The organism is Alkalibacter mobilis, from assembly GCF_015594845.1.
Classification (GTDB): Bacteria; Bacillota; Clostridia; order Eubacteriales; family Alkalibacteraceae; genus Alkalibacter; species Alkalibacter mobilis.
In genome coordinates this window covers 1-26,930 of sequence record NZ_JADNRK010000014.1, presented here as the reverse complement: position 1 = coordinate 26,930, position 26,930 = coordinate 1, and the positions used below count along the sequence as shown (strand labels likewise).

Annotated in this window: 23 protein-coding genes, 1 tRNA gene and 1 other annotated feature; of the genes, 1 reads left to right on the top strand and 23 read right to left on the bottom strand. The window is 37.9% G+C overall.

The features are described from left to right. Positions 1-136: 136 nt before the first annotated feature. From IWB18_RS08165 to IWB18_RS08090, 16 genes are all read right to left on the bottom strand, one after another. On the bottom strand, positions 137-1,024 hold the full coding sequence (locus tag IWB18_RS08165) for a polyprenyl synthetase family protein (protein ID WP_207740785.1): 888 nt from the start codon (positions 1,022-1,024) through the stop codon (positions 137-139). Continuing rightward, complete coding sequence (xseB, locus tag IWB18_RS08160; RefSeq protein ID WP_195683131.1) at positions 1,021-1,248, bottom strand: exodeoxyribonuclease VII small subunit; 228 nt, start codon at positions 1,246-1,248, stop codon at positions 1,021-1,023. Before xseB ends, IWB18_RS08165 begins: the two co-directional genes overlap by 4 nt. Further along, the gene (gene xseA / locus IWB18_RS08155; RefSeq protein ID WP_195683130.1) at positions 1,229-2,449 is read right to left on the bottom strand and encodes an exodeoxyribonuclease VII large subunit; all 1,221 of its coding nucleotides are present in this window, start codon (positions 2,447-2,449) and stop codon (positions 1,229-1,231) included. The genes xseB and xseA overlap by 20 nt, the downstream gene beginning before the upstream one ends. After that, complete coding sequence (locus tag IWB18_RS08150; protein ID WP_195683129.1) at positions 2,446-3,423, bottom strand: Kae1-like domain-containing protein; 978 nt, start codon at positions 3,421-3,423, stop codon at positions 2,446-2,448. The genes xseA and IWB18_RS08150 overlap by 4 nt, the downstream gene beginning before the upstream one ends. A gap of 1 nt (position 3,424) precedes the next feature. Beyond that, positions 3,425-3,859 carry a transcription antitermination factor NusB gene (nusB, locus tag IWB18_RS08145; RefSeq protein ID WP_195683128.1) on the bottom strand — a complete coding sequence of 145 codons (435 nt, stop codon included), beginning with the start codon at positions 3,857-3,859 and terminating at the stop codon, positions 3,425-3,427. Between the two features lie 90 nt (positions 3,860-3,949). Continuing rightward, positions 3,950-4,312: an Asp23/Gls24 family envelope stress response protein gene (locus IWB18_RS08140; RefSeq protein WP_195683127.1), complete on the bottom strand. Its 363-nt coding sequence runs from the start codon at positions 4,310-4,312 to the stop codon at positions 3,950-3,952. A gap of 405 nt (positions 4,313-4,717) precedes the next feature. After that, the gene (locus tag IWB18_RS08135) at positions 4,718-5,905 is read right to left on the bottom strand and encodes a sn-glycerol-1-phosphate dehydrogenase (RefSeq protein ID WP_195683126.1); all 1,188 of its coding nucleotides are present in this window, start codon (positions 5,903-5,905) and stop codon (positions 4,718-4,720) included. Positions 5,906-5,917: 12 nt separating this feature from the next. Next, positions 5,918-6,703, bottom strand: coding sequence for an HAD-IIA family hydrolase (locus IWB18_RS08130; protein WP_225877810.1), 786 nt, complete (start codon positions 6,701-6,703; stop codon positions 5,918-5,920). Positions 6,704-6,861: 158 nt separating this feature from the next. Then, a complete protein-coding gene (locus IWB18_RS08125; protein ID WP_195683125.1) occupies positions 6,862-8,157 on the bottom strand; it encodes an NAD(P)H-dependent oxidoreductase in 1,296 nt (431 codons plus the stop codon). Between the two features lie 14 nt (positions 8,158-8,171). Further along, the gene (locus tag IWB18_RS08120; protein ID WP_195683124.1) at positions 8,172-8,525 is read right to left on the bottom strand and encodes a PTS glucitol/sorbitol transporter subunit IIA; all 354 of its coding nucleotides are present in this window, start codon (positions 8,523-8,525) and stop codon (positions 8,172-8,174) included. Positions 8,526-8,760: 235 nt separating this feature from the next. Beyond that, a complete protein-coding gene (gene srlE / locus IWB18_RS08115) occupies positions 8,761-9,744 on the bottom strand; it encodes a PTS glucitol/sorbitol transporter subunit IIB (RefSeq protein WP_195683123.1) in 984 nt (327 codons plus the stop codon). A 1-nt stretch (position 9,745) separates the two neighbouring features. Then, complete coding sequence (srlA, locus tag IWB18_RS08110; protein WP_195683122.1) at positions 9,746-10,270, bottom strand: PTS glucitol/sorbitol transporter subunit IIC; 525 nt, start codon at positions 10,268-10,270, stop codon at positions 9,746-9,748. A gap of 54 nt (positions 10,271-10,324) precedes the next feature. Then, a complete protein-coding gene (locus tag IWB18_RS08105) occupies positions 10,325-10,741 on the bottom strand; it encodes a transcriptional regulator GutM (RefSeq protein ID WP_332310679.1) in 417 nt (138 codons plus the stop codon). A gap of 17 nt (positions 10,742-10,758) precedes the next feature. Beyond that, the gene (locus IWB18_RS08100) at positions 10,759-11,703 is read right to left on the bottom strand and encodes a sugar-binding transcriptional regulator (RefSeq protein ID WP_195683120.1); all 945 of its coding nucleotides are present in this window, start codon (positions 11,701-11,703) and stop codon (positions 10,759-10,761) included. 148 nt (positions 11,704-11,851) lie between these two features. Beyond that, a complete protein-coding gene (locus IWB18_RS08095) occupies positions 11,852-16,114 on the bottom strand; it encodes a 2-hydroxyacyl-CoA dehydratase (protein ID WP_195683119.1) in 4,263 nt (1,420 codons plus the stop codon). A 55-nt stretch (positions 16,115-16,169) separates the two neighbouring features. Next, entirely contained in the window at positions 16,170-17,738 is a 1,569-nt protein-coding gene (locus tag IWB18_RS08090) for an FGGY-family carbohydrate kinase (protein WP_195683118.1), read from the bottom strand. A gap of 147 nt (positions 17,739-17,885) precedes the next feature. Here IWB18_RS08090 and IWB18_RS08085 point away from each other — a divergent pair, with 147 nt between their 5' ends. After that, positions 17,886-18,677, top strand: coding sequence for a hypothetical protein (locus IWB18_RS08085; protein WP_195683117.1), 792 nt, complete (start codon positions 17,886-17,888; stop codon positions 18,675-18,677). Here IWB18_RS08085 and IWB18_RS08080 read toward each other — a convergent pair. From IWB18_RS08080 to IWB18_RS08050, 7 genes are all read right to left on the bottom strand, one after another. After that, positions 18,658-19,860: an acetate/propionate family kinase gene (locus tag IWB18_RS08080; RefSeq protein WP_195683116.1), complete on the bottom strand. Its 1,203-nt coding sequence runs from the start codon at positions 19,858-19,860 to the stop codon at positions 18,658-18,660. The two genes, IWB18_RS08085 and IWB18_RS08080, sit on opposite strands and share 20 nt — an antisense overlap. Before the next feature lie 30 nt (positions 19,861-19,890). After that, positions 19,891-22,299, bottom strand: coding sequence for a phenylalanine--tRNA ligase subunit beta (pheT, locus tag IWB18_RS08075; RefSeq protein WP_195683115.1), 2,409 nt, complete (start codon positions 22,297-22,299; stop codon positions 19,891-19,893). A 13-nt stretch (positions 22,300-22,312) separates the two neighbouring features. Next, the gene (gene pheS / locus IWB18_RS08070; protein WP_195683114.1) at positions 22,313-23,335 is read right to left on the bottom strand and encodes a phenylalanine--tRNA ligase subunit alpha; all 1,023 of its coding nucleotides are present in this window, start codon (positions 23,333-23,335) and stop codon (positions 22,313-22,315) included. 61 nt (positions 23,336-23,396) lie between these two features. After that, positions 23,397-23,603, bottom strand: a binding site (T-box leader). Positions 23,604-23,659: 56 nt separating this feature from the next. Beyond that, positions 23,660-24,445 (bottom strand): TrmH family RNA methyltransferase, encoded by a 786-nt coding sequence (locus IWB18_RS08065; protein ID WP_195683113.1) that lies wholly within the window; start codon positions 24,443-24,445, stop codon positions 23,660-23,662. Further along, the gene (locus tag IWB18_RS08060; protein WP_195683112.1) at positions 24,442-25,104 is read right to left on the bottom strand and encodes a potassium channel family protein; all 663 of its coding nucleotides are present in this window, start codon (positions 25,102-25,104) and stop codon (positions 24,442-24,444) included. Before IWB18_RS08060 ends, IWB18_RS08065 begins: the two co-directional genes overlap by 4 nt. A 23-nt stretch (positions 25,105-25,127) precedes the next feature. Beyond that, complete coding sequence (locus IWB18_RS08055; RefSeq protein WP_225877809.1) at positions 25,128-26,498, bottom strand: TrkH family potassium uptake protein; 1,371 nt, start codon at positions 26,496-26,498, stop codon at positions 25,128-25,130. A gap of 159 nt (positions 26,499-26,657) precedes the next feature. Then, a tRNA-Leu gene (locus tag IWB18_RS08050) sits at positions 26,658-26,744 on the bottom strand. Between the last annotated feature and the right edge of the window lie 186 nt (positions 26,745-26,930).

The following is a 26,930-nucleotide window of genomic DNA, read 5'->3' as shown; positions in this document are numbered from 1 at the left end:
AAGAAACTTCATCGATGTGCCCTTTGACGGATTTTTAGCCCCGCCTTGAGAAGCGATAGATCTGACTAGAATACTGCACCACCATATAATTAAATGAATTATATCACATGGTCTTTTTATTTACAAATATATGAACTCAATAATCCCTGTTACAGATAAAACCTGTCAGATCGATCAAGAATTCGTTTTCTACTTCCGCTTTTTTCAAGCATTCAATTGCCTCAGTGTATAAATCATCAACAATTTTTTTTGATTTTTCCATACCGTATACCATCGGATAAGTAATCTTATTGTTTTCTGTATCTTTCCCGGTTTCTTTTCCCGTTATACTTGCATCGCCGGATATATCAAGAATGTCATCGACTATTTGAAATGCCAGCCCGATCAAATCGCTGTATCTTTCAAGCAATTGAATTTTATTATGCTCCAGTTTTGCATAAACAGCCCCAGCCAACACTGATGATTTCAATAAAGCACCGGTTTTTCTGTTGTTTATACTCTCAAGTTCTTCTATTGTCAAATCAGATGATTCATTCTTTATATCATCAACTTGCCCGCCAATCATACCTCGTGGCCCTGCGCCGTTAGCAATTATTCCCATCGCCTTTAAGTACCCCTCGTTCTCTCTTAATGGGATATTCTGAAGCATTATTTCAAAAGAATAATTCAACAATGCATCGCCTGAAAGAATCGCAACATTTTCACCGTATAGTATGTGATTGGTGGGTTTGCCTCTTCGCAAGCTGTCATTATCCATAGGCGGAAGATCGTCATGAATAAGCGAATAGGTATGTATCATTTCAATGGCACAAGCCAGTGGCAAGGCGAGTTCATGATTTTTTGCTTTTGTTCCTGCAAATTCCATGGTTAAAATCGGCCTTAACCTCTTTCCGCCAGCCATCAGGCTATACTCCATTGAATCGTATAAAACCTTCGGCACCGTATCTCTTAGTTCAAAAAGATATAGTTGCATTTTTTTTTCAATTTCATTCTTTTTGGAATTGTAAATATCTATAAAACTCATGACTCTTCACCTTCAAATGGAACTTTTGTAATTTCACCATCCCTGTCAAGCAGCTTAAGAACCTTGCCTTGAGTAGACTCAAGCTCAGTTTCACAAGATTTTATCAATTTTATTCCCTCTTCAAAATACTTAAAGCTTTCATTTAAAGGTATTTGGTTGGATTCCATATGCTTTATGATTTCTTCAACTCTTTTTACATTGTCTTCAAATGTGTTTTTTTTCATAATTTGCTTCCTTCCCGATAATCTTGGATTTTGCAACGCCGTCTACGAAAACTATGTCAACCTGAGCATTTATTTCTATTTCATTCAAATCAGTTATATACATGCCTTCTTCATTCCTGATTGCAGCAAAACCTCTTTTCAGCACATTTGATGGATCCAACCCCTCCAACCTGGACTTCTTTTCTGTTATTTTTGAAAGTTTATATTGAAGGTTCGATCTCATCTGGTTGACAATGGTGTTTCTTAAGACATCCAATGTTTGAGCATGCTGAATGAAGAACATTTCTGGGTTTGCGAAAAAATATGCGCTTTTTAAGTTTTTGATTTTTTGTGAGCAAACGTTTAATTTATTATCGATATTTTTTGTCAATTTATCTTCAAAATAACTTAATCTATTCATAATTTCGTCAAGAGACGGCACAGCGATCTCCCCTGCCGCTGAAGGAGTGGGCGCTCTTAGATCCGCTACAAAGTCACTGATCGTAAAGTCGGTTTCATGCCCCACTGCACTGATTACCGGAATTTTTGAATCATGTATCGCACCGGCTACAATCCGTTCGTTAAAAGCCCAAAGTTCTTCAATGGAGCCTCCACCCCTGCCGATTATTATTAAATCGACTTCTGCCATGGTATTGAACACTTGTATACCTTTGCTTATTTCACCGGGTGCCTTGTCACCCTGCACTGAAGCAGGATAAATTTGAATCTGAATATTTTTAAACCTTCTTGTTATTACTGAGATCAAGTCTCTGATTGCCGCTCCTGTAGGCGATGTTACGATCCCTATCATAACCGGCATCTTAGGCAGAGATTTTTTATTTTTTTCATCGAACCATCCCAGATCCGACAATTCTTCCTTCAATTTCTCAAATTGAGCATATAAATCTCCCACGCCTTGTATTTGGCACCTTTTAACATACAACTGATATTGGCCGTTTTTTTCATAAACAGATACATTCCCCTGAAGTATGACGTTATCTCCGTCTTTGAGTTCACCGACCGTATCAGCAACGTTTTTGAACATAACGCAATTGATTCTGCCTTCATTGTCTTTCAAGCTAAAATAAGCATGTCCTGATGAGTGTAGCTTGAAATTAGAAATTTCACCCTCAACTAAAACGTTTCTCAATATCACATCGTTGTCAAATATGCTCTTTATATATTTCGTAAGTTTACCCACACTTATAGTCTTTTGCTTCATATTTTGTTCTTCCTTCCGCTTTCTTTGTACTGGTCCATGCCTATTAAAGCGACGCCATAGGCATTATCCGTACAATCTTGGGATCGACAAAACAAAAATTCCAAGCTGACTGCTGAAGATTTTTGTTTAAGGTAATTTTTGATCATGCTATTGGCTGCAACTCCTCCGGTAAGTATCACATCTTTGATTCCCGTTGACTGTGAGTAAAATTTTGACAAGTCATAAATCAATTCTGCAATATTTCGAAATGTTTCGTAAATGATAGACTCTTTTGCAGCCCCTTCATCTATCTTGCGCAAAAGATGATTTTCCAATCCGGAAAGATTGAGTTTAGAGTCTTTGAAATACGCCTTATAGCTGTAGTTTTGAACTTTATCTGCAATAGTATATTCTGACAAATACCGTTCCATTTCTCTCCCTGCAGGAAAGGAAAATCCCAGTTTTACGCCTATCCGATCGATCAATTGGCCTGCACTGATATCAGAAGTTCCTGTCAACAATTCTTCGTTTAAGAATCCGTCCATATAGCAAACCTTCATTATTTCCAAAGTTCCCCCACTTAAATGAATTGCCAGAAATTCAGTTGGTACATCTAAATTATTTTCTATCGCAGCTCTAATGTGACCTCTTTGATGGGAAGTATCAATAAATTCAGCACCCATAAGCGATGACAACAATTTTCCGACGCTCTTGGATACTTCGAATACCGGCATGTATGATCCATCGAGCATTCGTGGTCTGGACGAAGCTGTTACAACCGCTATGTTTCTTGACTGATTTTCGATTTTCTCAGAAATTTCGTTCAGATTTTTTATATGTTGAAAGACCGCTTCCTGCTGTCTCAAACCTCTACCGCCCTCTCTTACCTTAAGAGGGATTCTGATATCAAAAATCCTGTTGCCGACTTCGTCTACTAAAGCCATACTGGTGGTGTAGTTGCTGGTGTCGATACCTAAAAAAGTTCTGGTGCTCATTTCAATTCAACTTGTCCAATACGGCATTTATGTATTTTGTAGAATCAGAGTCTCCAAATCTGGAAATAAGATTCAGAGCTTCATTTATAATTACGGCTTTAGGCGTTTTTTTCAGAAAAAGAATCTCATATGAGGCAATTCTCAACATGGCGGCATCGAGCATGTTGAGCCTATCGATTTTCCAATTCACAAGGTGTTTGTTGATTTGCTCATCCAGAATTTCCTTCTTTTGCTTAACTCCTATTATTATATCCTTGATATATCTTACATCTTCTTCGCTTAGTTCATGAAATATTTCTTCTTCGTTCATTTCGGTATTGTCGTATATAAGTTTTTCTATCATGCTTTCTTCGAGATCGCTCTCTTCGATTTCAGTTGCGAAATTCATCTGAAAAACTGTTTTCAGCACGATTTCACGGGCAAATTTTCTGCTCATATTTTTTCCTCCATTTTCTGGTGATGCAATTTAAAAACTCCACAAACACAATAATGCCCCCATAAGTATAAATTACAGGGGCGCTTAAAATCATTCAGTCTTATTTTGAATCATTCGAACTCCTTCGACATTTACATTTACCTGAATCACTCTTGAGCCAGTCATGGCTTCAACGGTGGTTTTAACTTTTTTCTGAATTTTTTCAGCTACCTTTTGTATTTGAACTCCGAAATTCACATCAACTGACAAGTCAATGATCAACTCATTATCTTTTTGGACCACCCTGATGTTTTTCCCATTAGTCTTTTTCCCAAATTTTTCAGCAATGCCGCCTGTAAATCCTTGATGCAGATTTGCCACGCCTTCAACTTCGACAACGGACAAAGCAGCTATTGAAGAAATCACATCTTCACTAAGAACGACGTTGCCTTTTGATTCAAATCTATCTTCCATAGGTTATCCCTCCATAATGCTATTTTACTTCTCTTTATATTATAGTTTTAAATGGAAAAAAACACAAACTATAATTGGGTTTATTATCTTTCAAGCCTTGTAATTACAAGCTTTAAGCCTGTACGAACAAACAACAATATGATATCCTTTACAAGTGTTTTTTTGTGTACATTCTATTGAATTACCCCTGGCTCTGGCATATAATTAAGCCATCACATATATAACCCCTATCTTATAGAATTAATACCCCTTTTTCTATAAGAGCAAATCCCCAGTTAAGACTATGGCAACATAGTCTTCGAAATCAAGCAGCAAGCTGCTTTAAACAAAGAGAGACTCCATGTCGACAAAGTCGATTCGAGTCTCTCTTTTAATTTAAAAAAAACGGAGCTTTCGCTCCGTCGTTTAAAACATTTTTGCCAAGACATACTTTGCAGCATCATTCAAGATTCCCAATTTATCAAGGTATCTAAAAATTGTGAATCTATCTCTGATGAAACCTGCTTTCAAAATCATTTCCTCCAGGTAAGCCTCATCCACTCCGTAACCTTCCGGTGAAACGGGAAGCCCGATAATTTCCAACCATTCTTTTGTCTGCTCGACTGTTGGAACATACTTATCCACTGCTTCAATTACAGACCGACTGTCATCTTGAGTTTTGAAGATTTCGTTTTCTTTCAAGAACTCATAAAGCATGCTTACGACCAATGTTCCAAAAGCAACGGTTATGCCATGTGAAGGAATCATTTCACCCTTCTCAATATTTTTCATCACCATGTAATGTGAAATTAAATGTTCACTGCCTGATGCAGGTCTTGTATCATCTGCCATGGACATGGCAATTCCTGATAAAACCAAGGCTTCGATGAGATGCTTTATAGACTCAATATCTCTCTCAGCTATTTTTTTAGAATTTTCTATGCAGATATCGGTAGAATCTTCCACTAATTTCACGATATCGTCACACCAATATTCACCTGTCACCACCCTTGACAAAGCCCAATCTGCAAGTGATGTCTTTTTACCGATTATATCTCCATAACCTGCCTGTATCATTTCGAATGGTGCATTTGCTATTACATCCACATCACCATAAATAGCTGTTACTGGAACTGCCTTTAAAGTCTTTTTTGCACCTTTTACAACTAATGATGATCCTGCTGCTGCATATCCGTCCATCGAAGGAGCCGTCGCAATACTTATTACAGGAATTTCCATCCTGCTTCCTACAAATCTTGCCAAATCGTTGATGGTACCTGATCCTACCGCTAAAATACCATCAGTACCTCTCACACTGTGCATCAATATTGCTCCTACTGCTCTTTCATCAGGCACCAGTTTTTTGTCGGTAAATCGTACTACTGTCAAATTAAAGCCTTTACCTTCAAGCTCTTTTAAAATTTCATTGTTTATCTGTTCATCAGTGTGATAGTCAATTACTACCAACAATTCAGAACCACTAATATATTTTTTTACAATATCTGTAACGTTTGATGCCTTGAAAGTAAAATCCACATCTTTTATTGGTACAAAATGAACTCTGCCGCAATCACATTTTACATCATTATCAAGTAATTTTTTATAATCTTTCATAATTTCATCTCCTTAAATTTTTTCTATCATTTCTTTAACGGAATCAAAAATAAAATCTGCTTTGACATCTGACGCTTCATAATCATTCATTGTACTTTCACCGGATAGAACCAACACCGATTTGATACCAAGGTCATATCCCATTTTTATATCAGTATATAATCTATCCCCAACCATCGCCACTTGTTCCTTGTTCAAATCATAAATTTCCAATATGGCGTCCAGCATATGTTCTTTGGGTTTTCCAATAACAATCGGTTCCTTTTCCGTAGATGCCTTGATAAAAGCTATCATAGCACCTATGTCAGGCATAAATTTGCCTCCTTCCAAAGGACAATTAAAGTCTGGATGAGTTGCTATATACGGCAATTTTCTAACATAATCACATGCCGCCCAAAGCTTTTCATAAGTTAATGTTGTGTCAAAACCCAAAACAACACACTCAACAGCTTCATTCCTCTGTGTAAAAACATTGAATCCTGCTTTTCTAAAGGCATTTCCCAGTGCAGGTGTTCCCAGCAAAAAAATGTTTTTATAATCGGTATTCTTTTTCAGGTAATATATGGTGGCATCTCCCGATGAAAATACCTCGTCACTAGTTGCCTTGATGTTCAAATTCGTAAGTTTGTCAACGTAAGCGTCCTTGTCTTTAGAAGAGTTATTTGTGAGAAAAATATATCGTTTGCCTTTGCTCTTTATCTCATCTAAAAAATCTTTTGCACCTTCTATAAGTTCGTTGCCCAGATAAATCGTTCCATCCATATCCAATAAATAACACTCTACATTTTTAAGATCCAAAATAATACCTCCATTATTTGATTTAATTTTATCTTGGTATGATTCATTATATCTCATTGATCAATGATGTTAAATAAAAAAGCCGCAACAAACAATCCCAAAGGGATTTGTCTGTTTACGGCCTACACTTTTTTACACTGGCAATTTATTCAGTTTTATTAGCCTATCAACATTTCTTGAAGTTCTCTAAGCTTGAATATCAAAGTTGACTTGTCAAGTTCGATATCATCGTACGTGATAACTTCACCTGTTTTCTTAGGCTTAATCAATTTTGTGTTCTTTGTTATAAGTCCCAAAGGAACTGCTTTCTCAGCTTTTGCATTTTCGTAAGTTTCAAATGTACCATACACAGTATAACCGCCGATACCATCAAGCATGTCGCCTGCATTTAAGTCTTTCTTTGCAACTGTGATAGTTTCTGCAACCGGCTTTCCTGGCAATGGAACTATGGTAGGTTCGTTGTATATCACTGCTCTTGCAGCCGATAATGGAGTTTCCAAACTTGTTAAGTGATATGGTCTGAAGAGTACATAGTTCGGTCCCGGTCCCATACTTAGGTATTGCATTTCATGGTGGATCTGTGGAAGATCAGTTGTTACTATTACAAATACTCCAGGTGCTACACCATTAACATAGTCAACGATTTTTGTATTGTTAAGAATTCCACCATTTTCCTTTAATTGGAAAATTCCCGGCAAATCTTTTACTCCTGCAGTTACTGCGTGGCCTCCTCTAACATCTGGCAAATAACCTGTTGCGTTTGCCATTGCTGTCATTTCAACCATGGTCTTTGTTCCATCTTTGAACGCGGTAAGCATTTTTGGACTTACGCCCTCTCTCATTGCTTGCTCGTATACAGTTTCAGGGTTGCATCCTGCAACAATAGGGTTATTCTTTCCTTTACCTACAGCTACGATGTCCATGCCCATTCCGTCAGCAAAATCGTATAACTCCATAACTGAACCTGGCTCGTCTCCTGCTGAACCGGTATAGATTACACCTGCGTTATCAGCCAATTTTTTCAGATAAGCTCCGATTACTACGTCAGTCTCAACGTTCAACATTACAACGTGCTTTTTGTTCATAATAGAGTCAATAGCTATCTTTGCTCCAACATCCGGTACTCCAGTAGCATCAACAACTACATCCGTCAAGTTTGCGGCAGCCGGTATATCTGCATTAGCAGATGCAACATACTTCCCTTGCTCCATGGCAGCATTGGCTTCGCTCAACAAATCAGTCACTACGATTTGATCCTTTGCCACTCCAGCCAATGTATAAGACTCAATTGCATTGTCAACATTGATGTCAACTACGATTGCAGGGATCATACCCTTCATTTTCATTACCTGGCTTACCATACCCTTACCCATTTGGCCAGCTCCGATCAAACCAAGTTTAATTGGTTTGCCTTGCTCTTCAAGGGCTCTTAATTTTCTATTGAGATTTAACATTAAAATCTCCTCCTTTATATTATTGTGATATATTTTCCAATTTCTATTGTAGGAACTCCATCTCCCTTAAGGTGGATGGATCCTGGCAACTGGGGTTCTTCTGCTCCGTCAAATCTTAAAGAACAATGTCCCATGGTCTTTAAAGTATGATTTGCCTCGTCTCCTACAGATGTAACAAAGTATTCCTTGCCTCCAATTTCAACCAGGTCACCTACTTCAACCTCTGATGCGAGTTCAGATATTTCGTGTAAAACAGAAATTTCTTTCAATTCGTTAGGTGCATTCTCGTTAAAAATAATCAACATATTTTCTGTTAGAAAATCTAGGGCCATATCTCCATATCCTGTAATTTTTACATTATACTTCATAATTACCTCCTTGTTTTTTATGACATACGCCACTGCTTATATTCATTTAAGCTTTCTCAAGCACTGAATTACACATTAAAATCTATCATGAACATTATGCCCATCCTAACCGGCATAAATGCTGTTTTCAAATTTAATTTTAAAACTTATTAATTTACAAGCACATTCTTAAAACAACTACAGGAAGCACTCTGATTTTTTAAAATTAAGGTGCGGCTTAAGCCGCACCATTTTTTTAATAAAGTCCGAAACTAAACAACCATGCGATTACTACAGATATAGGACCAGTGATAACTCTTGAGAACAATACTGCAGGAACACCAATTTCAACTGTTTCCGGCTCTGCTTCTCCAAGACTCAAACCTACTGGGATAAAGTCGCAACCAACTTGTGGGTTTATAGCGAATAATGCAGGCAAAGCGTACTGAGGAGGGATGTTTCCTTTTCCAATCTCAACTCCAAGGAAAACTCCTACTACCTGAGCAATAACCGCACCAGGTCCAAGAATTGGCGAAAGGAACGGCAATGCACAAATAATACATACTATCAACAGTCCAGGAAGACTTCCTGAAACCGGCGCAATAGCCTCAGCTATAACATTACCTATGCCTGATTCTGAAATAATACCAATCAACATCGAAACAAAAGCCATAAATGGCAAGATATTGTTGATTACCATTTGAACGGTTTGTCTACCAGCTGCAAAGAACTTACCTACTACTCCACCAACTGCTTTACCCATTCTGACGATAAAGCTGCTCTTCTTCTCATCTGCTGGAGCTGCTTTTGCTTTAGATGAAGAAGACTTTTCTTCAGTTGCTTTTGCAGCTTGACTGATCGTAGCCCCTTCTTCTGCAAGCGTTACATCTTCAGGTTTAACTCCTGATACATAAATATCTTCTTTGATGTATTGAGCCAAAGGTCCTGACTGTCCAACAGGAGTCAAGTTAATGGTGTAAACACCTTTTTTAGGATAAACGCCACATCTGGCTGTTCCACCACAGTCTACGACTGCAACGAAAACTTCGTCATCAGGAATGGTTGTTGCAAAACCGTCAACAACTTCACAACCTGTCAACTCGGCAACTTTTCTGGAAACAGGATCTATTCCTCCTCCAGTTACTGATAATACTTTATTTCTTTTCTCGTCTGGCTTGATGATCAATGGTCCACCCCAGCCAGCTTTTCCTTTAACAATCTTGATTGCATTGTAAGTCATATCAGTTCACCTCTTTTCTTGCCATCATCATTAGGGTAATTCTCTCAGTAACGATACCTCGTATGAATATTACAATAACACCAACTATAAAGTATCTTACTGCCAGACCTGCAGTCGAAAGACCAAGCTCTGTGATTCCCTGTGCGATTCCAAGCCATACAAATAACTCACCTGCGTTACCGTGTGGGAACAGTCCTGTTATAGGATGTGCAAATGATACTGCCGCATCGTAGAATGCAGGCTTGTACTTCTCATCCAAGAACTTTCCAAAAGAGTATGCCATTGGGTTAGTCAGGAAGAACATTGCAAGAACTGGAAAAACTGTGTATCTTGTTATGAAGTTTCCAGTCATTTTCTTTGCGAAACCTTCTACCTTATCTTCCCCGATAAGCATGATGATTGAGTTTACAAAGGTAATCAAAACAACTAGTGTAGGTATGATTCCTGTAACCAATCCCATGAATGTTGCTCCACCGGCGTTGAACAAGCCGATAAAGCTTTCTGCCAACTTAGCTAAAAAATCCATCTAAAATCCTCCTTGTTAATTATATTTAACAGAAATATGATTTCTGTTATTAACTTAATTGTCTTTTACTTCCAGTTGTTCGGATTCCAATTTATTTTCTTCCATAATTGCCATCTGATCTTTCATTGTCTTGATGGCTGTCGATATAGCTTTCTTAAGTTGTTCATTCTTGATTTTCTTTACCCAATCTTTGGATTCAAAAACATTCTTTCCATCGAAATCATCTATGATCTCAAATTTTTTAAACACTGTTCTACCAAGCATGCAACGGGTTTCCAAGATTTCTCCCTCAGGTGACAAAGCCATCATCACTATACAGCCTGCTTTGAATCCACCCTTTGCCTGGCCAACCAGCATATCTCCTTTTTTCCTGATTTCGATTGTGTTTTTTCTGTAATTTTTTACTTGAAAATATGTCATGCCCCCCTGAACTATCAGAAGTGCGAAAAAAACAAAAACCCATTTTACCACTATATTCACCCCAATTTTTAAACTAAATTTTCAGCAACTGACAGATCGGTGATCAAAACATTTACGATCCCTGTATTGACAACTCCCTTGATTGCTTCAAATTTGGTTCTATGCCCTGCCACTGCCACCCTTAACGGTGTTCTCTTGATATCTTCAAGAGTAATTCCAATGACTCTTTCATTTGATTCAAAAGCATCTCCGTTGCCGTATTTGTCAATAAATATATTACAGACGTCCGCAACGGCCCCTTTGTCCCGTATCGATTCAAGCTCCTTGTTGTCGATAAACTCCGCTATCATCTTTACAGTAGACTGAAGTGTGCATGATCCGATTCCCATAACTGCAATATCGAGCTTTTCAGTAAGCGACAAAACCGATCTGATGCCCGGGTCTCCAACCAAAATATTTTTGTTCTCTATTTTTTCTACCATGGCGGGAGCGTGAAGAATCTTTGAGTTGGCCTTGAATACCCTTGCAAAATTAAGTGCAATATTATTCGTTTGAATGTTGGGTATATATTGACCATTGCCACCTACCATCGGTATGAAGGTATAATCATTGGTCTTTGAGTTCTCTATGTGTTTTGGTATTTCAGCCAAAGTCGTTCCGCTTGAAACTCCTATCAACATTCCTTGTTTCAACACACGGCTTAGATACTTTGCGGCCTCCTTGGCTATAGCTTTTTTAACATCGCTCTCATCATCTGATTCCAAATCTGCGATGATCACTTCGAGTAACCCATACTTCTTTTCTATCTTTTTTTCCAACTGAATTATTTCTTCAGGGTAAGGGTTGTTGATCTTAAATTCAACTATTCCCTTTTCTTTTGCGTAATTGATTATTCTAGACACAGTTGCCTTGGATATTCCCAGTCTGGCGGCCACTTCATTTTGTTTCAGGTTCTCTTCGTAATGCATCTTAACGCATCTGACTATCAACCTGATATCATATTTGTAATCCATCACATTACCCCTTGAAATTAATTTCATACACTGATATTCATTTCATTTAAATAATAGCTTGTTTGATCATCGATGTCAATACTTTTGTATATTTTTTTATTGTAATGACAGCTTTTTTTCTTATTTTCTCCAAAAATAAACCAGTGTATTATAACACCGGTTTATTTTTGGTCTTTTTATTCAAATTTTTGTTGGCAACAGCCAGCATAAGCTTGATCCTGTTCAATTGATTTACCTCACTTGCACCGGGATCGTAATCTATAGCTGCAATATTTGCATAAGGATATGTTGCCCTGATCGGCTTCATCATGCCTTTGCCCATTACATGGTTGGGCAGGCATGCAAATGGTTGCACGCATACTATATTTTCAATACCGTCTTCGATCAGTTCCATCATTTCACCGGTCAAAAACCATCCCTCTCCACCTTGATTTCCCAAATCAATGAGTTTCTCCGCCAAACTAGCCTTGTGTCTTATCCGGCTTGGAGCTCTGAATCTTTGACTTTCTTCCAAGGATTTTTTCATTGTTTTTCTATACCATTCGATCATATTGATAAACCTGCTGCTATTTTTCATCGATTTCTCGCTTGAATCCAAGGCCTCAAATTTATATACGCTGTTATAAGCGCAGTACAAAAAGAAGTCAAGAATATCAGGGACCACAACTTCTGCACCCTCATCTTCCAGCACTTTGATCAAATTGTTATTAGCAGTAGGATGGTACTTGACCAGAATTTCTCCGACAATCCCTACTTTAGGCTTCAAAGTGTCATTCAGGGGCAATCGGTCAAATTCTTTCACGATTTCTTTGGTGATTTTTCTAAATTCCAGTAAATTGCCTCTAAGAATATTATCTTTTGCTTTTCTTGACCATTTTTCATGTAGTTTTTCGGCAGATCCCGGAACTTTTTCGTAAGGTCTGGTCCTGTAAAGAACTCGTTGAAAAAGGTCACCGTATACCATAGCCATTATGGCCCTGTTGGCCAAAGGCAAAGTTACCTTAAAGCCAGGGTTTGATTCAAGTCCGGTCAGATTGGCACTTATAACAGGTATATGACCCATATTATTGTCGCTAAGGGCTTTTCTGATAAAACCAACATAATTGGAAGCTCTACACGGTCCTCCTGTCTGACTCATCACCAATGACACATTATCCAAATCGTATTTACCTGATTTCAATGCTTTGATCATCTGACCCACTACCAAAATAGTAGGATAACACGCATCGTTGTTTACGTTTCGCAATCCCTCATCAATTGCCATATTGTCTACATCCGGCAAAACTTCGACTTTGTAGCCGGATTTCGACATTGCCGATTCAATAAATTCAAAATGTATAGGTGACATTTGCGGTATTAGGATCGTATGTTCCTTTTTCATCTTTTTTGTAAATTTAGGGTAATCATAAATCCTGGTTTGTGGCCTTAGTTCGTAATCATTGCTGAATCTGTCATCCATGGCAGCTTTTAGAGATCTTAGCCTGATTCTTACAGCTCCAAGGTTATTGCCTTCGTCTATCTTTATCAAAGTATATATTTTGCCTTTTTCTTTGAGTATGTCTTGAGCTTGGTCACTGGTCACTGCATCGATTCCACATCCAAAAGAAGTTAGTTGGACAAATTCAAGGTTTTCGTTTCGGGATACAAATTCTGCTGCAGCATATAACCTGGTATGATACTTCCATTGATCCAACACTCTTAACGGTCCGTTGATTTTACCCAAATGAGATACGGAATCTTCGGTGAAAACCGCCATATCTAGCTCTTTGATCAGATTTGGTATCCCATGATTGATCTCTGGATCCACATGGTATGGTCTTCCTGCCAAAACCACACCCTTTAAGCCGTGGTCTTTGATATATTTTAGTGTTTCTTCACCTTTTTTCATCAGATCTTTTCTGAAAGTAATCCTTTCATTCCATGCCGCTCTACACGCATTTTTTATCAACTCTTCACTCAAATTTCTTTTCGTAAATTCCTTGATCAATCTGTTTTCTGCTTTGGCATAGTCTTCCAGTGTTATGAAAAAATTTACAAATTCAGCTTTTGATTTTTTTATGTCGTCCATGTTGTGCTTGATTGTTTCCGGATAAGATGTGACGATTGGGCAACTATAACTATTTGCCGCCTCCTCAAATTCTTTTTCTTCGTAAGGTATGCACGGATAAAAAATCATGTCTACGTCAGATTTCAACAGACTGGCTACATGCCCGTGAGCAAGTTTGGCCGGATAACAAACCGACTCCGAAGGTATTGTTTCTAAACCCATTTCAAATATTTTCTTTGAACTTGCAGGAGAAAGTCTTACATTGTATCCAAGTTCTCTGAAAAATGTATACCAGAACGGAAAATTTTCGTACATGTTCAATACCCTTGGAATTCCAACGACTCCCCTAAAATTTTCCAGGTCAGGTATTTTTGTATAAGCAAAAATCTTTTTATTCTTGTAACTGTACAAATCAGGAATTTTAATTTTTTGGGAATCCTCAACTATGCCTAATCCCCTCTCGCATCTATTTCCCGAAATAAATTTTCTTCCATCGGAAAATTTGTTGACAGTAAGCAGGCAATTGTTCGTGCACAGTTTGCACCTTCCAAAGCTTATGTCAACGTCAAATCGGTCAAGCTCCATCTTGCTCAAGATGCTACTCTCTTCTTTTTCTTCGTACCTTTCTCTTGCAATCAAAGCTGCGCCGAATGCGCCCATAATTCCAGAAATATCGGGTCTGATGACTTCCCTACCGGAAATCAGTTCCAATGCGCGTAATACTGCATCACTGTAAAAAGTTCCGCCCTGCACAACTATGTTTTCTCCCAATTCGTCCATGTTTCGAATTTTTATTACCTTTTGAAGGGCATTTTTAATTACTGAATAAGATAGACCTGCTGAAATTTCTCCAACTGTAGCCCCTTCTTTTTGAGCCTGCTTGACTCTTGAATTCATAAAAACAGTACATCTGGTGCCCAGATCCACTGGATCTTTTGCTAAAAGTGCCTCCTTGGCAAACTCTTCAACATTCATGCCCAATGATTTGGCAAATGTTTCTAAAAATGAGCCACATCCCGATGAGCATGCCTCATTAAGGACGATATTATCGATGACACCATCAACTATTTTCAAGCATTTCATATCCTGACCGCCGATATCAAGTATAAAATCTACTTTAGGCTGAAAGTATTTTGCTCCTTTATAGTGTGCCATGGTTTCTATTTCACCTATGTCTATTTTCAGGGCAGACTTGATCAATGCTTCGCCATACCCTGTTACCGCGCTCTTAGCAATCTTAACATCTTCAGGAAGAAGATCGTACACTTCCCTTAGAATAATTTTAGCCTGGTTGAGAGGACTTCCTTGGTTTCCGCTGTAATAAGTATATAGAAGTTGTCCTTCTTCTCCAACAAGGGCAGCTTTGGCTGTTGTCGATCCTGCATCGATTCCCAAAAACACCTTGCCTTTATAATTTACCAAGTCATCCCGAGGTACCTTTTCCCTTTGATGCCTTGATTTAAATTCCTCCAGAGAATCAACACCGGAAAACAATGGCTCAAGCCGGTGAACTTCCTTCAACTGAATGTCACCCATTTCGTTTGTTCTCTGGACGATTTCCGAGAATTCGATTATATCTTCATTATCAATAGAATCGAAAGCTGCCCCTAAAGCAACGAACATTTGGGAATTGTCAGGAAATCTGATTTGATCTTCTGTCAATTCGAGAGTTTCTATGAATCTCTTTCTCAACTCGGACAAAAAATAGAGCGGTCCGCCAAGAAATGCAACATTGCCCTTTATTGGCTTGCCACAAGCCAAACCGCTGATTGTCTGATTAACTACAGCTTGAAATACCGAAGCCGCTATATCTTCCTTTTTTGCACCTTCATTCAGTAACGGTTGTACATCTGTTTTTGCAAAAACTCCACACCTTGAAGCTATTGGGTAAATAACACCGTAATCTTTTGCCAGATTGTTTAGTCCTGCTGCATCACACTCAAGAAGTGAAGCCATTTGATCGACAAAGGCTCCTGTCCCCCCTGCACATGTACCATTCATTCTCTGTTCAATAGAACTATCAAAGTAGGTTATTTTTGCATCTTCTCCACCCAATTCAATGACCACGTCCGTATCAGGTATGGTCTTTTCCACTGCAAGCGTTGAAGCAATAACTTCTTGAACAAATTTTATATTCAGCCATTTTGATACAGATAAACCCCCGGATCCTGTAATCGATGCTTTAACGTTGATGTTTCCAACCTGTTCGTAGGCTTCTTCGATAATATCTTTTATTGTTGACTTAATATTTGACAAATGTCTTTTATAAACGCTATAGGTCATTTTACCTTTGTCCAAAATAACCATCTTTACAGTCGTAGACCCGACATCCAATCCCAAATTAAAATGTTTTGTACCAGACATTCAGTTTCTTTCCTCCTCTGAATAAATGCGATTAAATTATATCTTATTCTTATTACTAATTATTGTCAATATCTTCATTTTGCATTCGTTCCAACTCCACATATACGGGTTTAAGACGTTGGTAAATTTTCGAATAACCCTTATGATACAATTCTTGATATATTTGCTTTCTACCTTCATCCGGGTAAAATTCACTGGAAATATGTACCATTTCGGCAATTGCATGACTAAAATCACGATATTCATTAAGCCCTACAAATGCGCATATTGCTGCTCCCAGACCCGAAGTTTCCGAAGTTTGAACTTTATATGTTCTCCTGTCAAAAATATCTGACATAATTTGACATATCAAATCGCTTTGAGCACCACCGCCGGATATGGCGACTTTACTTATTTCAGTTCCTGATTTTTTTTCAATTTTTAACATGCCTTCCTTTAGTGCATACCCAATTCCCTCAATAATTGCCCTGTATATATGATATTTCGTATGCTCCTCATTAAATCCAATTATTGCCCCTCTTGATTCAGGTCTCTTTAATTCGTTTCCCCAGTACGGCTGAAGTATGAGTCCTTGAGACCCGGGCTCGATCCCACGGATTTTTTCGTTTAGTATTTCTTCCGGGCTTTTTCCGGATAACATTGATTCTCTCAGCTCTTCTTCGCCAAATTGTTCTTTAAACCAGGAAACGAGCCAAAACCCTCTATATACGTTGATCTCAGGATTGTACATTCCCGGTATTGCAGATGGGAATGGTGGAATGAATCGTTGAACCTCGTAGTATCGAGAACTTGCCGTTTCGATCGTTGCCTGCGACCCTAACGATACACTGGCAATTTCTTCATTTTGACAGCCTGTTCCCAAAGTTTCACATGCTTTGTCCGATCCTGCGAGAATCAAGGGCATGTCTTCTCTTAACCCTGTTTTATCGGCAGCTTCCTTTGATATGCCTCCCACGACTGTTCCTGCAGGATATATTGGATAAAGTTTTTTTGGGGGGATTTGAAAAATGTTTCCTTTAAGACCCCATCTATTATCCCAAATCTGCTTCTTGTAATTCAATGGCATGTGACCTGTTTGAGCAGATATCGAATCTGCAGCAATACCAGTCAATTCGTATATCAAATATGTTGACAACATTAAATATTTATTGGTTTTTGACCAGACATCAGGTTCATTTTCCATTATCCAGTGAGCTGGAGTCTCTTTGCTGAATACATCAACGGTTTTCTTCATACCTATGATTTTTGTTCCCAAACTATATATCGGATTCAATGATCTTGATTTCTTTGATTTTCGGTTATCCAACCAAAGTATTGCCGGCCTCAATACATCATAATTTTCATCGACCAAAACGCAGGTATCCCTTTGAGTCGTAATAGAAACAGCCGATAATTCATAAAACAAGTCGGCAAAATTGTCTTTTAACCTGTTGGTTACTTTGCACAACTCATCCAGATAATTTCTTGGATCTCTTTCCGCCCAATTGATTTGGGGAGATTCGTAGGGAATTTCATAAATGATGCTTTCTTTTGCAAGCAAATTCCCCATTTTGTCAAATATCAATCCTCTGATACTTTGAGTGCCGCAATCTATAGACAAAACATATTTTTTCGATTTATTCATTATCTTCATCCTGATCGATTAAATTTTTTACTCTTTAATTATACCTTAGTTTCTTTAATGGATTATTAATTTTTTGATACCATACCCGGTTGACTTGATCATGCTCTGAGTTATAATGGTGTATAGACTATTTACAGGAGGCCCCCAATGAATTTAGAACACATCTATGAAGAATCAATACTACCTTTACGTCAACATTTTTTAATCGTCAAAGCGATAATAAAATCTTCTTTGGTTTTTTTGTTGTACCTTGCTGCCATTCCCTTTGCCAGTTACAGCTTTATGTACATTTATATGGGAGATGGAAGCTTTGAATCAATATCGTCTATCCCTGATTCCATAATATCAATTGTCTTTATTTTGAATTTGATCATTTTTCTTTTTTTGATCCCCTTTATAATGTTGCTGACAAATAATTTTATAACCGGCAAAAATTTTGGATTCGTGGAAATCATATCAAAAGCAACCACCAAACTGATCCCCTTGTTTTCAGGCTATTTGTTGATGATTTTAAGCATATTTTTGCTTTCTACGGTTATTGTCTCCCTGCTCCCAGTGTTTTATGGGAACAGCTTGATTTTTAGCATTTTTTCTATGGCCATTATATTGGTAACAGTGTATTTTTATTTAAACATAATGTTTTGGAGCCATTATGTGATTATTAATAATTCAAGTGTTGTCAAAAGTTTTAAATCCAGTAGAAAGCTTTTCAAAAAATATAAACTTTATGTATTGAAATATAGTTTAACATTTTTTTTACTTTCATTTATTCTAATAAACAGCTTTGATTATCTGACTTCCACTATAATTAAAAACGCCATGGCATCCAACTTCACCCTGGCGTTTTTTCAAAGTATGGTATTTATATTTGTGCAGCTTTTATTAAGCAGCCTTTTCTTAAATTTATCGAAGTATGACGCTACTTCTGACAATCTTTAATAACTTGATATGCGTCCTTGGAAATCACTTTTTCTTCATCCACTTTGGTTACTAGGATTTCTACCGACATTTTACCGTTTGATATAATTCCGGGACCCTCGAGCTCCCGGTTTTTTTCTGCGTCGATCTGAATTCCAAGAAACTCCATATTCGAACAAACCTTTTCCCTTACATACCAAGCATGTTCACCGACTCCCCCACCAAAAATCAATGTGTCTATACCGCCCATAACCGCAGCGTATGCACCAATATATTTTTTTATTCTGTGGCACAGGGACTCGATTGCATTTAAAGCTCTTTCGTCACCATTTTGTGCCGCCATATAAACATCCCTTAGGTCATTGCTTATTCCAGTCATACCATACCAACCACTTTCCTTGTTCATGATATGATCGACCTCATCAGGAGTCAAATTTTCTTTTTTCATTAAATATGTATATACTGCCGGGTCTGTATCGCCGGATCTAGTAGACTGAATCAAACCTTCATGAGGAGTGAAGCCCGTACTAACGTCATATGAGATGCCATCTACAGCCGCATTGGCAGTAGTCCCGCTTCCCAACATTAAAAGCACTGTCTTCTTACCATTTAGATCGCTATTCAAGGTTTCCTTGGCCTCATCCGTCATGCTTCTAAAAGCGATGCCATGAAATCCGTATTTTCTAATGGAGTACTTTTCAGCATAATAATAGGGTATTGCATACGAATAAACCTGTTTTTTCAGGGACTGATGATATCCATTGTCAAAAGCTGCAACTTGCAGTACATCAGGGAGCATTTTAGTGCATGCCCTGATTCCTGCCACATGAGCTGGATTATGGAGAGGCGCCAAATCCGATATGGATTCGAGATAATCGATCAATTCTTGATCCACAATGACTGATTTGCTCATTTTTTCTCCGCCATGAACAATGCGATGACCTATTGCTTTTATTTCTGTTTTATCAATGATTTTGTCATCTCCATCGAATAATATCCCAAGTATTCGCCCTATTCCTTCCTCATGATTAAATACTGGTGCGATAAATGACGAATTTTCCAAGCCTTGAACAGAAACACTTATATGAGCATCTTCCATTCCCAAACGACTGACGCTTAACGATGCAATAACTTCATATTGAGGCATTACAACCAATTTGCACTTTATAGATGAACTTCCGCAATTCATAATCAACATTTTCATAATATTATCCATTTGGACGTCATTTTCTGCCTACGCATCTCTAAGAATCAAATTAAGCTTTTCTTTGCAGGCGATTAAAATCTTGTCCATCCGCTCCTTTATTTCTATTTCCGTCAAAGTTCTGTCTTTTGCTTGAAAATATAGTGAGTAAGCCATGCTTTTTTGACCCTTTTGAATTTGGGATCCCTGATAAACATCAAACAAGGATACTTCTTTCAATAAGTTCCCTCCACTTTGTCTGATCAAGCTTTCAATATCTCCTGCAGGAATTTCTTCAGATGCGAGAAAAGCCAAGTCTCTCTGCACACCAGGATATTTAGGCAATTCTTCAAATTTTATCAAATCCGAAAACAACTCATGCAAAAGATCAAAATCAATTTCGCCTACATAAGTTCTGTTTGGCAAATCATAATTCTTTACGACTTTTGGATGAATTTCCCCAATAAGTCCCAGGCATTTACCGTCAACATGAATTTCAGCGTTCCTGTTAGGATGAAACATGGTTGAGTTGCCCCTTATATATTCGACTCTCGATTCATCAATTTTCGCCTTTTCAATCAAAAGCTCCAAGATCCCCTTCAAATCAAAGAAATCACCTTGTCCGTACTGACCAATAGATATCATGTTTCTTTCTATAGGGAGTGAATTTTCCTTGTTGTTTTTTCTGTAATTCATCGAAAATTCAAAAAATCCCGCTCTTGGTATATTCCTGTTAAAATTATGAGAAATCACCTGCAACATACCCGGTATCAATGTAGTTCGCATAAGGCTGTTCTCTTCTCCCAGCGGATTTACCAACCTAATGCTTTCTGTCACAAGTGGTGATTTTTCAGTCAGATTTAAATCCGCAAGTTTATTATCGCTTGTGAATGAATACGTTAGAATCTCGTAAAAATTTTTATCTGTCAGCAAAGCTTTTAGTTCTGCGCGTAATCTTTGCTTTCCACTTCTGCCGCCTTCGGTGGCGGTTCCGCTTATTACAGTATTTGGTATATTGTTATATCCAAATAGCCTTGCTATTTCTTCAGCGATGTCTTCTTTGATTTCAAGATCTTGCCTGAATGATGGAATCTCAACTTCAATTATACCTTGGTTCAAATTTGCATTTAAAGCAAGTCTCTCCAGATATTCCACCATCTTATCATCTTCGATATCGATCCCGACAAACCTGTTGACCCATGAGCATTCTACTTCAATAATTTTTTTAAAGTTGTTTTCTTTGTAGACATCGATCTTTCCCTTGATCAATTCACAAACTCCCAAATCCAAAAGAAGTTGCACAGCTCTGTCAGCGGCCTCACCAGCCAAACCAGGATCTATCCCCTTTTCGAATTTTGTGGATGAATCCGTCCTGAAATTAAGATTTTTAGATGTTGCCCTGATATAATTTTTATTAAAATTTGCTGACTCAATTACTATCGTTTGAGTACCATTTTCGATGTCCGAATTTTCTCCACCCATGACTCCTGCTATTGCCACAGGGGTTTTCCCATTTGTTATGACCAAATCTGTAGAACTCAGGATTCTTTTATTGCCATCAAGTGTAATGATTTCTTCATTTTCTTCAGCGTTTCTAACAAGAATATTGTTGCTACCCAATTTCATATAATCAAAAGCATGAAGTGGCTGTCCCATTTCCAACATGACATAATTCGTCACATCTACAATTGCATTTATGGGACGTATTCCACAGTTCAAAAGTCTATTTCTCATCCACGACGGCGAAGGTTTGTTGTCCACAACTTTCATCATCCTGGCTACATATCTAGGGCAACCTTCAGTATTTTCAATTTCCACTCTTAAGTAATCTTCAATGTCGTCAACGCTGTTTTCCTCGTTGATTTCGATCAAAGGTAAAACCAAATGCTTATTGAAAGTAGCTGCACTCTCTCTTGCCATACCGATTATTGAGTGACAATCCGGCCTGTTTGCAGTAAGTTCGAATTCAACCACTACATCCTCCAGCCCCAAAAGAGCTTTGGCATCTTCTCCAATCTGAACATCCTCTTTAAAAATATAAATTCCTTCAATATCTTCTTTTGCCATTAGATTAGTTCTTAGCCCCAATTCACCGGCTGAACACAACATACCCTCTGACTCGATCCCTCTGAGTTTGCTGGTCTTAATTTTCATTCCACCGGCAAGTTTCGCACCGGGTACTGCGACCGGTATCACGTCATCGACCTTTATGTTTGAAGCCCCAGTGACGATTTGAAGTATCTTATTCCCTACATCGATTTTGCATACTACCAGCTTATCAGCTTGCGGGTGAGGTTCTATTTCCAAAATCTTACCCACTTTCACGTTTTCAATATCTTCTCCAAGGATTTCCAGTTGCTCTACCTTGCTTCCCGACATTGTCATCCTATCTCCATATTCCTTAGGATCTATTCCTTTTATATCGACAAACTCATTCAACCACTCAAGTGTTATATGCATTGTATTCCTCCTCCTACTTAAATTGCTTCAGAAATCTTATGTCATTTTCAAACATAAGTCTTAAATCACTGATTCCGTACTTTATCATTGCTATTCTATCCAGCCCCATTCCGAAGGCAAATCCACTGTACTTTTTCGGGTCTATCCCGCATACTTCAAGAACATTGGGGTGTACCATACCGCAACCAAGGATCTCGATCCACCCGGTATTCTGACATACCCTGCAGCCTTTTCCATTACAAGCAAAACAAGTTACGTCCATTTCGGCACTGGGTTCAGTAAAATAGAATTGATGCGGCCTAAATTTGGTTTTGGTATCTGGTCCAAACATTTCTTTTGCGAACAAATCCAAGGTTCCTTTAAGATCACTCATTGTAATACCTTCGTCTACTACCAGACCCTCAGCCTGATGAAAAACCGGAGAATGGGTAGCATCAATTTCATCCGAACGATACACCCTCCCAGGAGCAAGAATCCTAATAGGCGGTTTTCTTTTCATCATTGTCCTAACTTGAATCGGAGAAGTTTGAGTTCTCAATACCATTTCATCATTCACATAGAAAGTATCCTGCAAATCTCTGGATGTGTGCTCTTTCGGAATGTTTAAATGATCAAAGTTGTATTCCGCCCATTCGATCTCAGGTCCTTCTTCAACTGTGAAACCCAGACCTATAAAAATGTCGTTCAGCCTTTCAACAACTATATTAAGTGGATGGTGACTCCCAAATGGAGTTTTTTTGCCAGGAAGTGTTATATCTATTGCTTCATTTTCAAACATTTTTTCATATTCAATTTCAATTATTTTTTCCTTTTGGCCTGCCAAGCTAACTTCTATTGCTTCTCTTACTTCATTTGCCAGTTTTCCCATTTCAGGACGTTCTTCTTTGCTGAGTTTTCCCATATCTCGTAAAACCAGTGTCAGTTCGCCCTTTTTCCCAAGTACTTTTACTCTTATATCTTCAAGATTTTCAGAAGATGTTGCATTGTTTATCTCTTCTATATAGATCTCTCTGATTTTAGTAAGTTTTTCTTTCATTGATTTCTCCTTCCAAAACGTTTATTTCTATTTATTTAGAATAAAAAAGCCCCTTGCATTAGCAAGGGACGATAAATACCGCGGTTCCACCCAATTTGATAAAATGATATCCTCTCTTTTTATAACGGCCAGGCCGACAGAATATACTATGATTTCCATTCTGTACTCCGGAGTGAATTTCGACCTGATTCGATAAAAACACTTTCAGCGTATGTGCTCTCTCTCTTGAAAGAATCTTACGGTCTCCCGTCTCCATCATTGATTTTTGTATGCAATTATTATCGATTATAACATTTAAAGATAAAATGTCAATACTGACTGATCTCAAACTCCAAAGTAATAAATCAAAATACCCGCCGCTACAGACACGTTTAAGGATTCAGCTTTGCCTAAAATTGGTATTTTAACTTTTAAATCACTATTTTTTAATATTTGGGGATCGATACCTGAGCCTTCATTCCCAAATACTACTGCAAATCTAACAGGCTTTTGAATGTCCGTATAATCCATTCCGCCTTCTAGGGTAGATGAAATGATTGTATATCCATTTATTTTTAGAAAGTCAATGACATCACTTTGATTCAGATCATCGTAAATTTTAACGTTTAAAATCGAACCCATCGTTGCTCTTACAGTCTTTGGATTATACAAATCAGCGCATCCCTTGGTACACAGGATCGTATCATAACCTGCTGCATCCGCCGTCCTGATTATAGTTCCCAAATTACCAGGATCCTGTATCCTGTCGAGCAAAATTACCTTGGGTGTCGTTAAAGACATCAATTCATCCAAATTTAATTTTTTGTATTTTACTACTGCAAGAATTCCTTGAGGCGCAACAGTGTCAAAAACCTCTTTAAGCAATTTTCCTTCGACCAAATTGAAGTTTCCGTGGTTTGCCAATCCAGATTCAACCAACCAGTCGTGTAATTTAAATTGATATTCTGAGTCAACAAAAATACTCTCAATTTCTTGATTTTCAGTCAAAGCGATCTCAATTGACCGGGTCCCTTCAATAATAAACTCTCCCAGGCTGTCTCTATATTTTTTTTGCTTCAGCTTGTGTAATTTTTTGATTTTTGGGTTAGTCCTACTGGTAATTATCGTCATAATCTCTCTTTTCCAGTTTCTTTAAGCGTTGACAAGGCTTCGTTTTCTCCTACACCTACTACTACATCGCTTTCTTTGATGATTTCAGTAGCCTTAGGCGATATCTGAACATCGGAATCTCTTTTAATAGCAATTACATTTATTCCATGTTTTGCTCTTAAATCGAGATCAGAAAGGTTTTTCCCCACCCAGCTTTTAGGCACGTTTACTTCTATAACGCTGTGATCCGGATCCAGTTCAATCAGATCCAAAATATTACTGGATGCAATATGTTGCGCAACCCGTCGCCCCATGTCTCTCTCCGGTAAAAACACCTCTTCGACACCTATCTTATGCAATACTTTGGCATGCTGCTCATTTTGAGCTTTTGCGAACAACTCTTCGACTCCCAATTCCTGGAGATTTAGTATTGCCATCAGACTTGCATTGATATCAGATGCTATTGACACAACAGCGGTATCTATATTTTTGAGACCTATCGATTTCAATGTATTTATATCGGTAGCATCAGCTTGAACAGCATAAGTTACATGATCTGCTATGGACTTTATTCTTTCTTCATCTTTATCTATGGCTAAAACATCATAACCCAATTCATACAATTTTGTAGCCAAACTAAAACCAAAACGCCCTATTCCAAGTATGGCAAACTGTTTCATTCAACAACCCTCATTTCGATTAACTAGACTATAACTTTTCCTTCCGGGTACCTGTATTTTCCGGCTTCCATATCCGATTGAACCTCACTGATTGCAAATGCTATGGTAAGTGGTCCAACCCTTCCTGCAAACATGGTGATCATTATCATAACTCTTCCAACTGATGACAGTTGCGGAGTGATCCCCATGCTCAAACCAACTGTTCCAAATGCTGACACAGCTTCAAATACTATTTCGACCAAACCTGCATCTTCTGTAAAAGTCAATATCAGTACATCGATGAACAACAATCCCATTCCGATCATGATGATTGAAAGCGCACGTCTAACCGTGTCAGCGGAAATAGTTCTTCCAAATACTTCTGTTTCTTTCCTGCCTCTGAGAACTGATATGAGTGTATAAAGCAAGACACCGAAAGTCGTAGTCTTGACACCTCCTGCAGTAGATCCCGGAGAACCTCCTATGAACATTAAAAATATAACAAAAACTAGTGACCCCATAGTCAATGATGCCATATCAACTGTATTGAATCCTGCGGTTCTTGGTGTCACCGCTAAAAATAAAGTCGATAGAAATTTGCCATGCAAGGGTAGATCCTTCACAGTATCAAGATTTCCTGACTCCAAGATGCCAAAAATAATGAAAGCTGTAATTATCAGAACAGCTGAAATAGAAAGAACTATTTTACTGTGAAAATTCAATCTCTTAAATTTTTTTATCTTAAAAACATCATTGACAACAGAAAATCCCAATCCTCCAAGTATTATCAAAATTATTACCGTCAAATTAAGGGATATATTGTTTACAAAGGGCGTCAAACTTCTAAACCCTCCGACTAAATCAAAGCCTGCATTGCAAAATGCCGATACTGAGTGGAAAATAGACAACGCTACCCCTTTTACCCCTCCGTATAAGGGAATAAAAGTAAAAGCAAGAACTATTGCACCTGCCAGCTCAGCTAAAAATGTAAATGCCAAAATATATTTGACAAATCTGACAACGCCTTCCAGTGTGTTGCTACTTAATGAATCCTTTATCAAGATCCTTTCCTTGATAGTAATTCTTTTTCCAGCTATTAGAAAAATAAGTGTGGTCATGGTCATAAAACCCAAACCACCTATCTGTATTAGAAACAAAATCACACCCTGTCCAAAGTTCGACCAGTAAGTTCCAGTATCAACAACGACCAAACCCGTAACACAAACTGCTGATGTTGCCGTAAATAAAGCAGTCAATAAGTCTGTTCTGTCCCCCGAAACAGATGAAATCGGCAGTGAAAGTACCATGGCACCGAAAAAAATTATCACTGCAAAACCGAGAACTAAGATTTGAGGAGGCCTGATCTTATCTCTTCCAACAAATATTTTTATTAGAATTCGGGAAATTTTTCTCAATAAAATCCCCTCTCTGTATTATGACGTCATTTAATTATATCATATTCCAAAAAATGACTCATTAAAAAAACTCAGCGAAATCCACTGAGTTAATTATGTAAGTTGAAAATCTTCTTAATGGTAATCACCTTGTATCCATTTATTCCAGGTGATTACATATGGTGCCGAAGGCGGGATTCGAACCCGCACGAGAATAATCCCACTGCGCCCTGAACACAGCGTGTCTGCCAGTTTCACCACTTCGGCAACATCAATGAAATTATAATAACATAATTTCCCTTTATTTTCAAAACTTTTATTATTTGTTGTTGTTAACTTGTGATAATGTCACCTTTAGATTCACTTGATAAAATGTCACATTCTATTAAACTGAAAATATGAAAAAAGGATGGATCACTTTGTCGCAAGAGCAGTTAAAGACCTATAAGGTCA

Coding starts and splice junctions, on each gene's coding strand:
- IWB18_RS08165 (WP_207740785.1), bottom strand. CDS start 1,024: ATGAGTTTTATAGATATTTACAATTCCAAAAAGAATGAAATTGAAAAA.
- xseB (WP_195683131.1), bottom strand. CDS start 1,248: ATGAAAAAAAACACATTTGAAGACAATGTAAAAAGAGTTGAAGAAATC.
- xseA (WP_195683130.1), bottom strand. CDS start 2,449: ATGAAGCAAAAGACTATAAGTGTGGGTAAACTTACGAAATATATAAAG.
- IWB18_RS08150 (WP_195683129.1), bottom strand. CDS start 3,423: ATGAGCACCAGAACTTTTTTAGGTATCGACACCAGCAACTACACCACC.
- nusB (WP_195683128.1), bottom strand. CDS start 3,859: ATGAGCAGAAAATTTGCCCGTGAAATCGTGCTGAAAACAGTTTTTCAG.
- IWB18_RS08140 (WP_195683127.1), bottom strand. CDS start 4,312: ATGGAAGATAGATTTGAATCAAAAGGCAACGTCGTTCTTAGTGAAGAT.
- IWB18_RS08135 (WP_195683126.1), bottom strand. CDS start 5,905: ATGAAAGATTATAAAAAATTACTTGATAATGATGTAAAATGTGATTGC.
- IWB18_RS08125 (WP_195683125.1), bottom strand. CDS start 8,157: ATGTTAAATCTCAATAGAAAATTAAGAGCCCTTGAAGAGCAAGGCAAA.
- IWB18_RS08120 (WP_195683124.1), bottom strand. CDS start 8,525: ATGAAGTATAATGTAAAAATTACAGGATATGGAGATATGGCCCTAGAT.
- srlE (WP_195683123.1), bottom strand. CDS start 9,744: ATGACTTACAATGCAATCAAGATTGTTAAAGGAAAAGCTGGCTGGGGT.
- srlA (WP_195683122.1), bottom strand. CDS start 10,270: ATGGATTTTTTAGCTAAGTTGGCAGAAAGCTTTATCGGCTTGTTCAAC.
- IWB18_RS08100 (WP_195683120.1), bottom strand. CDS start 11,703: ATGGATTACAAATATGATATCAGGTTGATAGTCAGATGCGTTAAGATG.
- IWB18_RS08095 (WP_195683119.1), bottom strand. CDS start 16,114: ATGTCTGGTACAAAACATTTTAATTTGGGATTGGATGTCGGGTCTACG.
- IWB18_RS08090 (WP_195683118.1), bottom strand. CDS start 17,738: ATGAATAAATCGAAAAAATATGTTTTGTCTATAGATTGCGGCACTCAA.
- IWB18_RS08085 (WP_195683117.1), top strand. CDS start 17,886: ATGAATTTAGAACACATCTATGAAGAATCAATACTACCTTTACGTCAA.
- IWB18_RS08080 (WP_195683116.1), bottom strand. CDS start 19,860: ATGAAAATGTTGATTATGAATTGCGGAAGTTCATCTATAAAGTGCAAA.
- pheT (WP_195683115.1), bottom strand. CDS start 22,299: ATGCATATAACACTTGAGTGGTTGAATGAGTTTGTCGATATAAAAGGA.
- pheS (WP_195683114.1), bottom strand. CDS start 23,335: ATGAAAGAAAAACTTACTAAAATCAGAGAGATCTATATAGAAGAGATA.
- IWB18_RS08065 (WP_195683113.1), bottom strand. CDS start 24,445: ATGACGATAATTACCAGTAGGACTAACCCAAAAATCAAAAAATTACAC.
- IWB18_RS08060 (WP_195683112.1), bottom strand. CDS start 25,104: ATGAAACAGTTTGCCATACTTGGAATAGGGCGTTTTGGTTTTAGTTTG.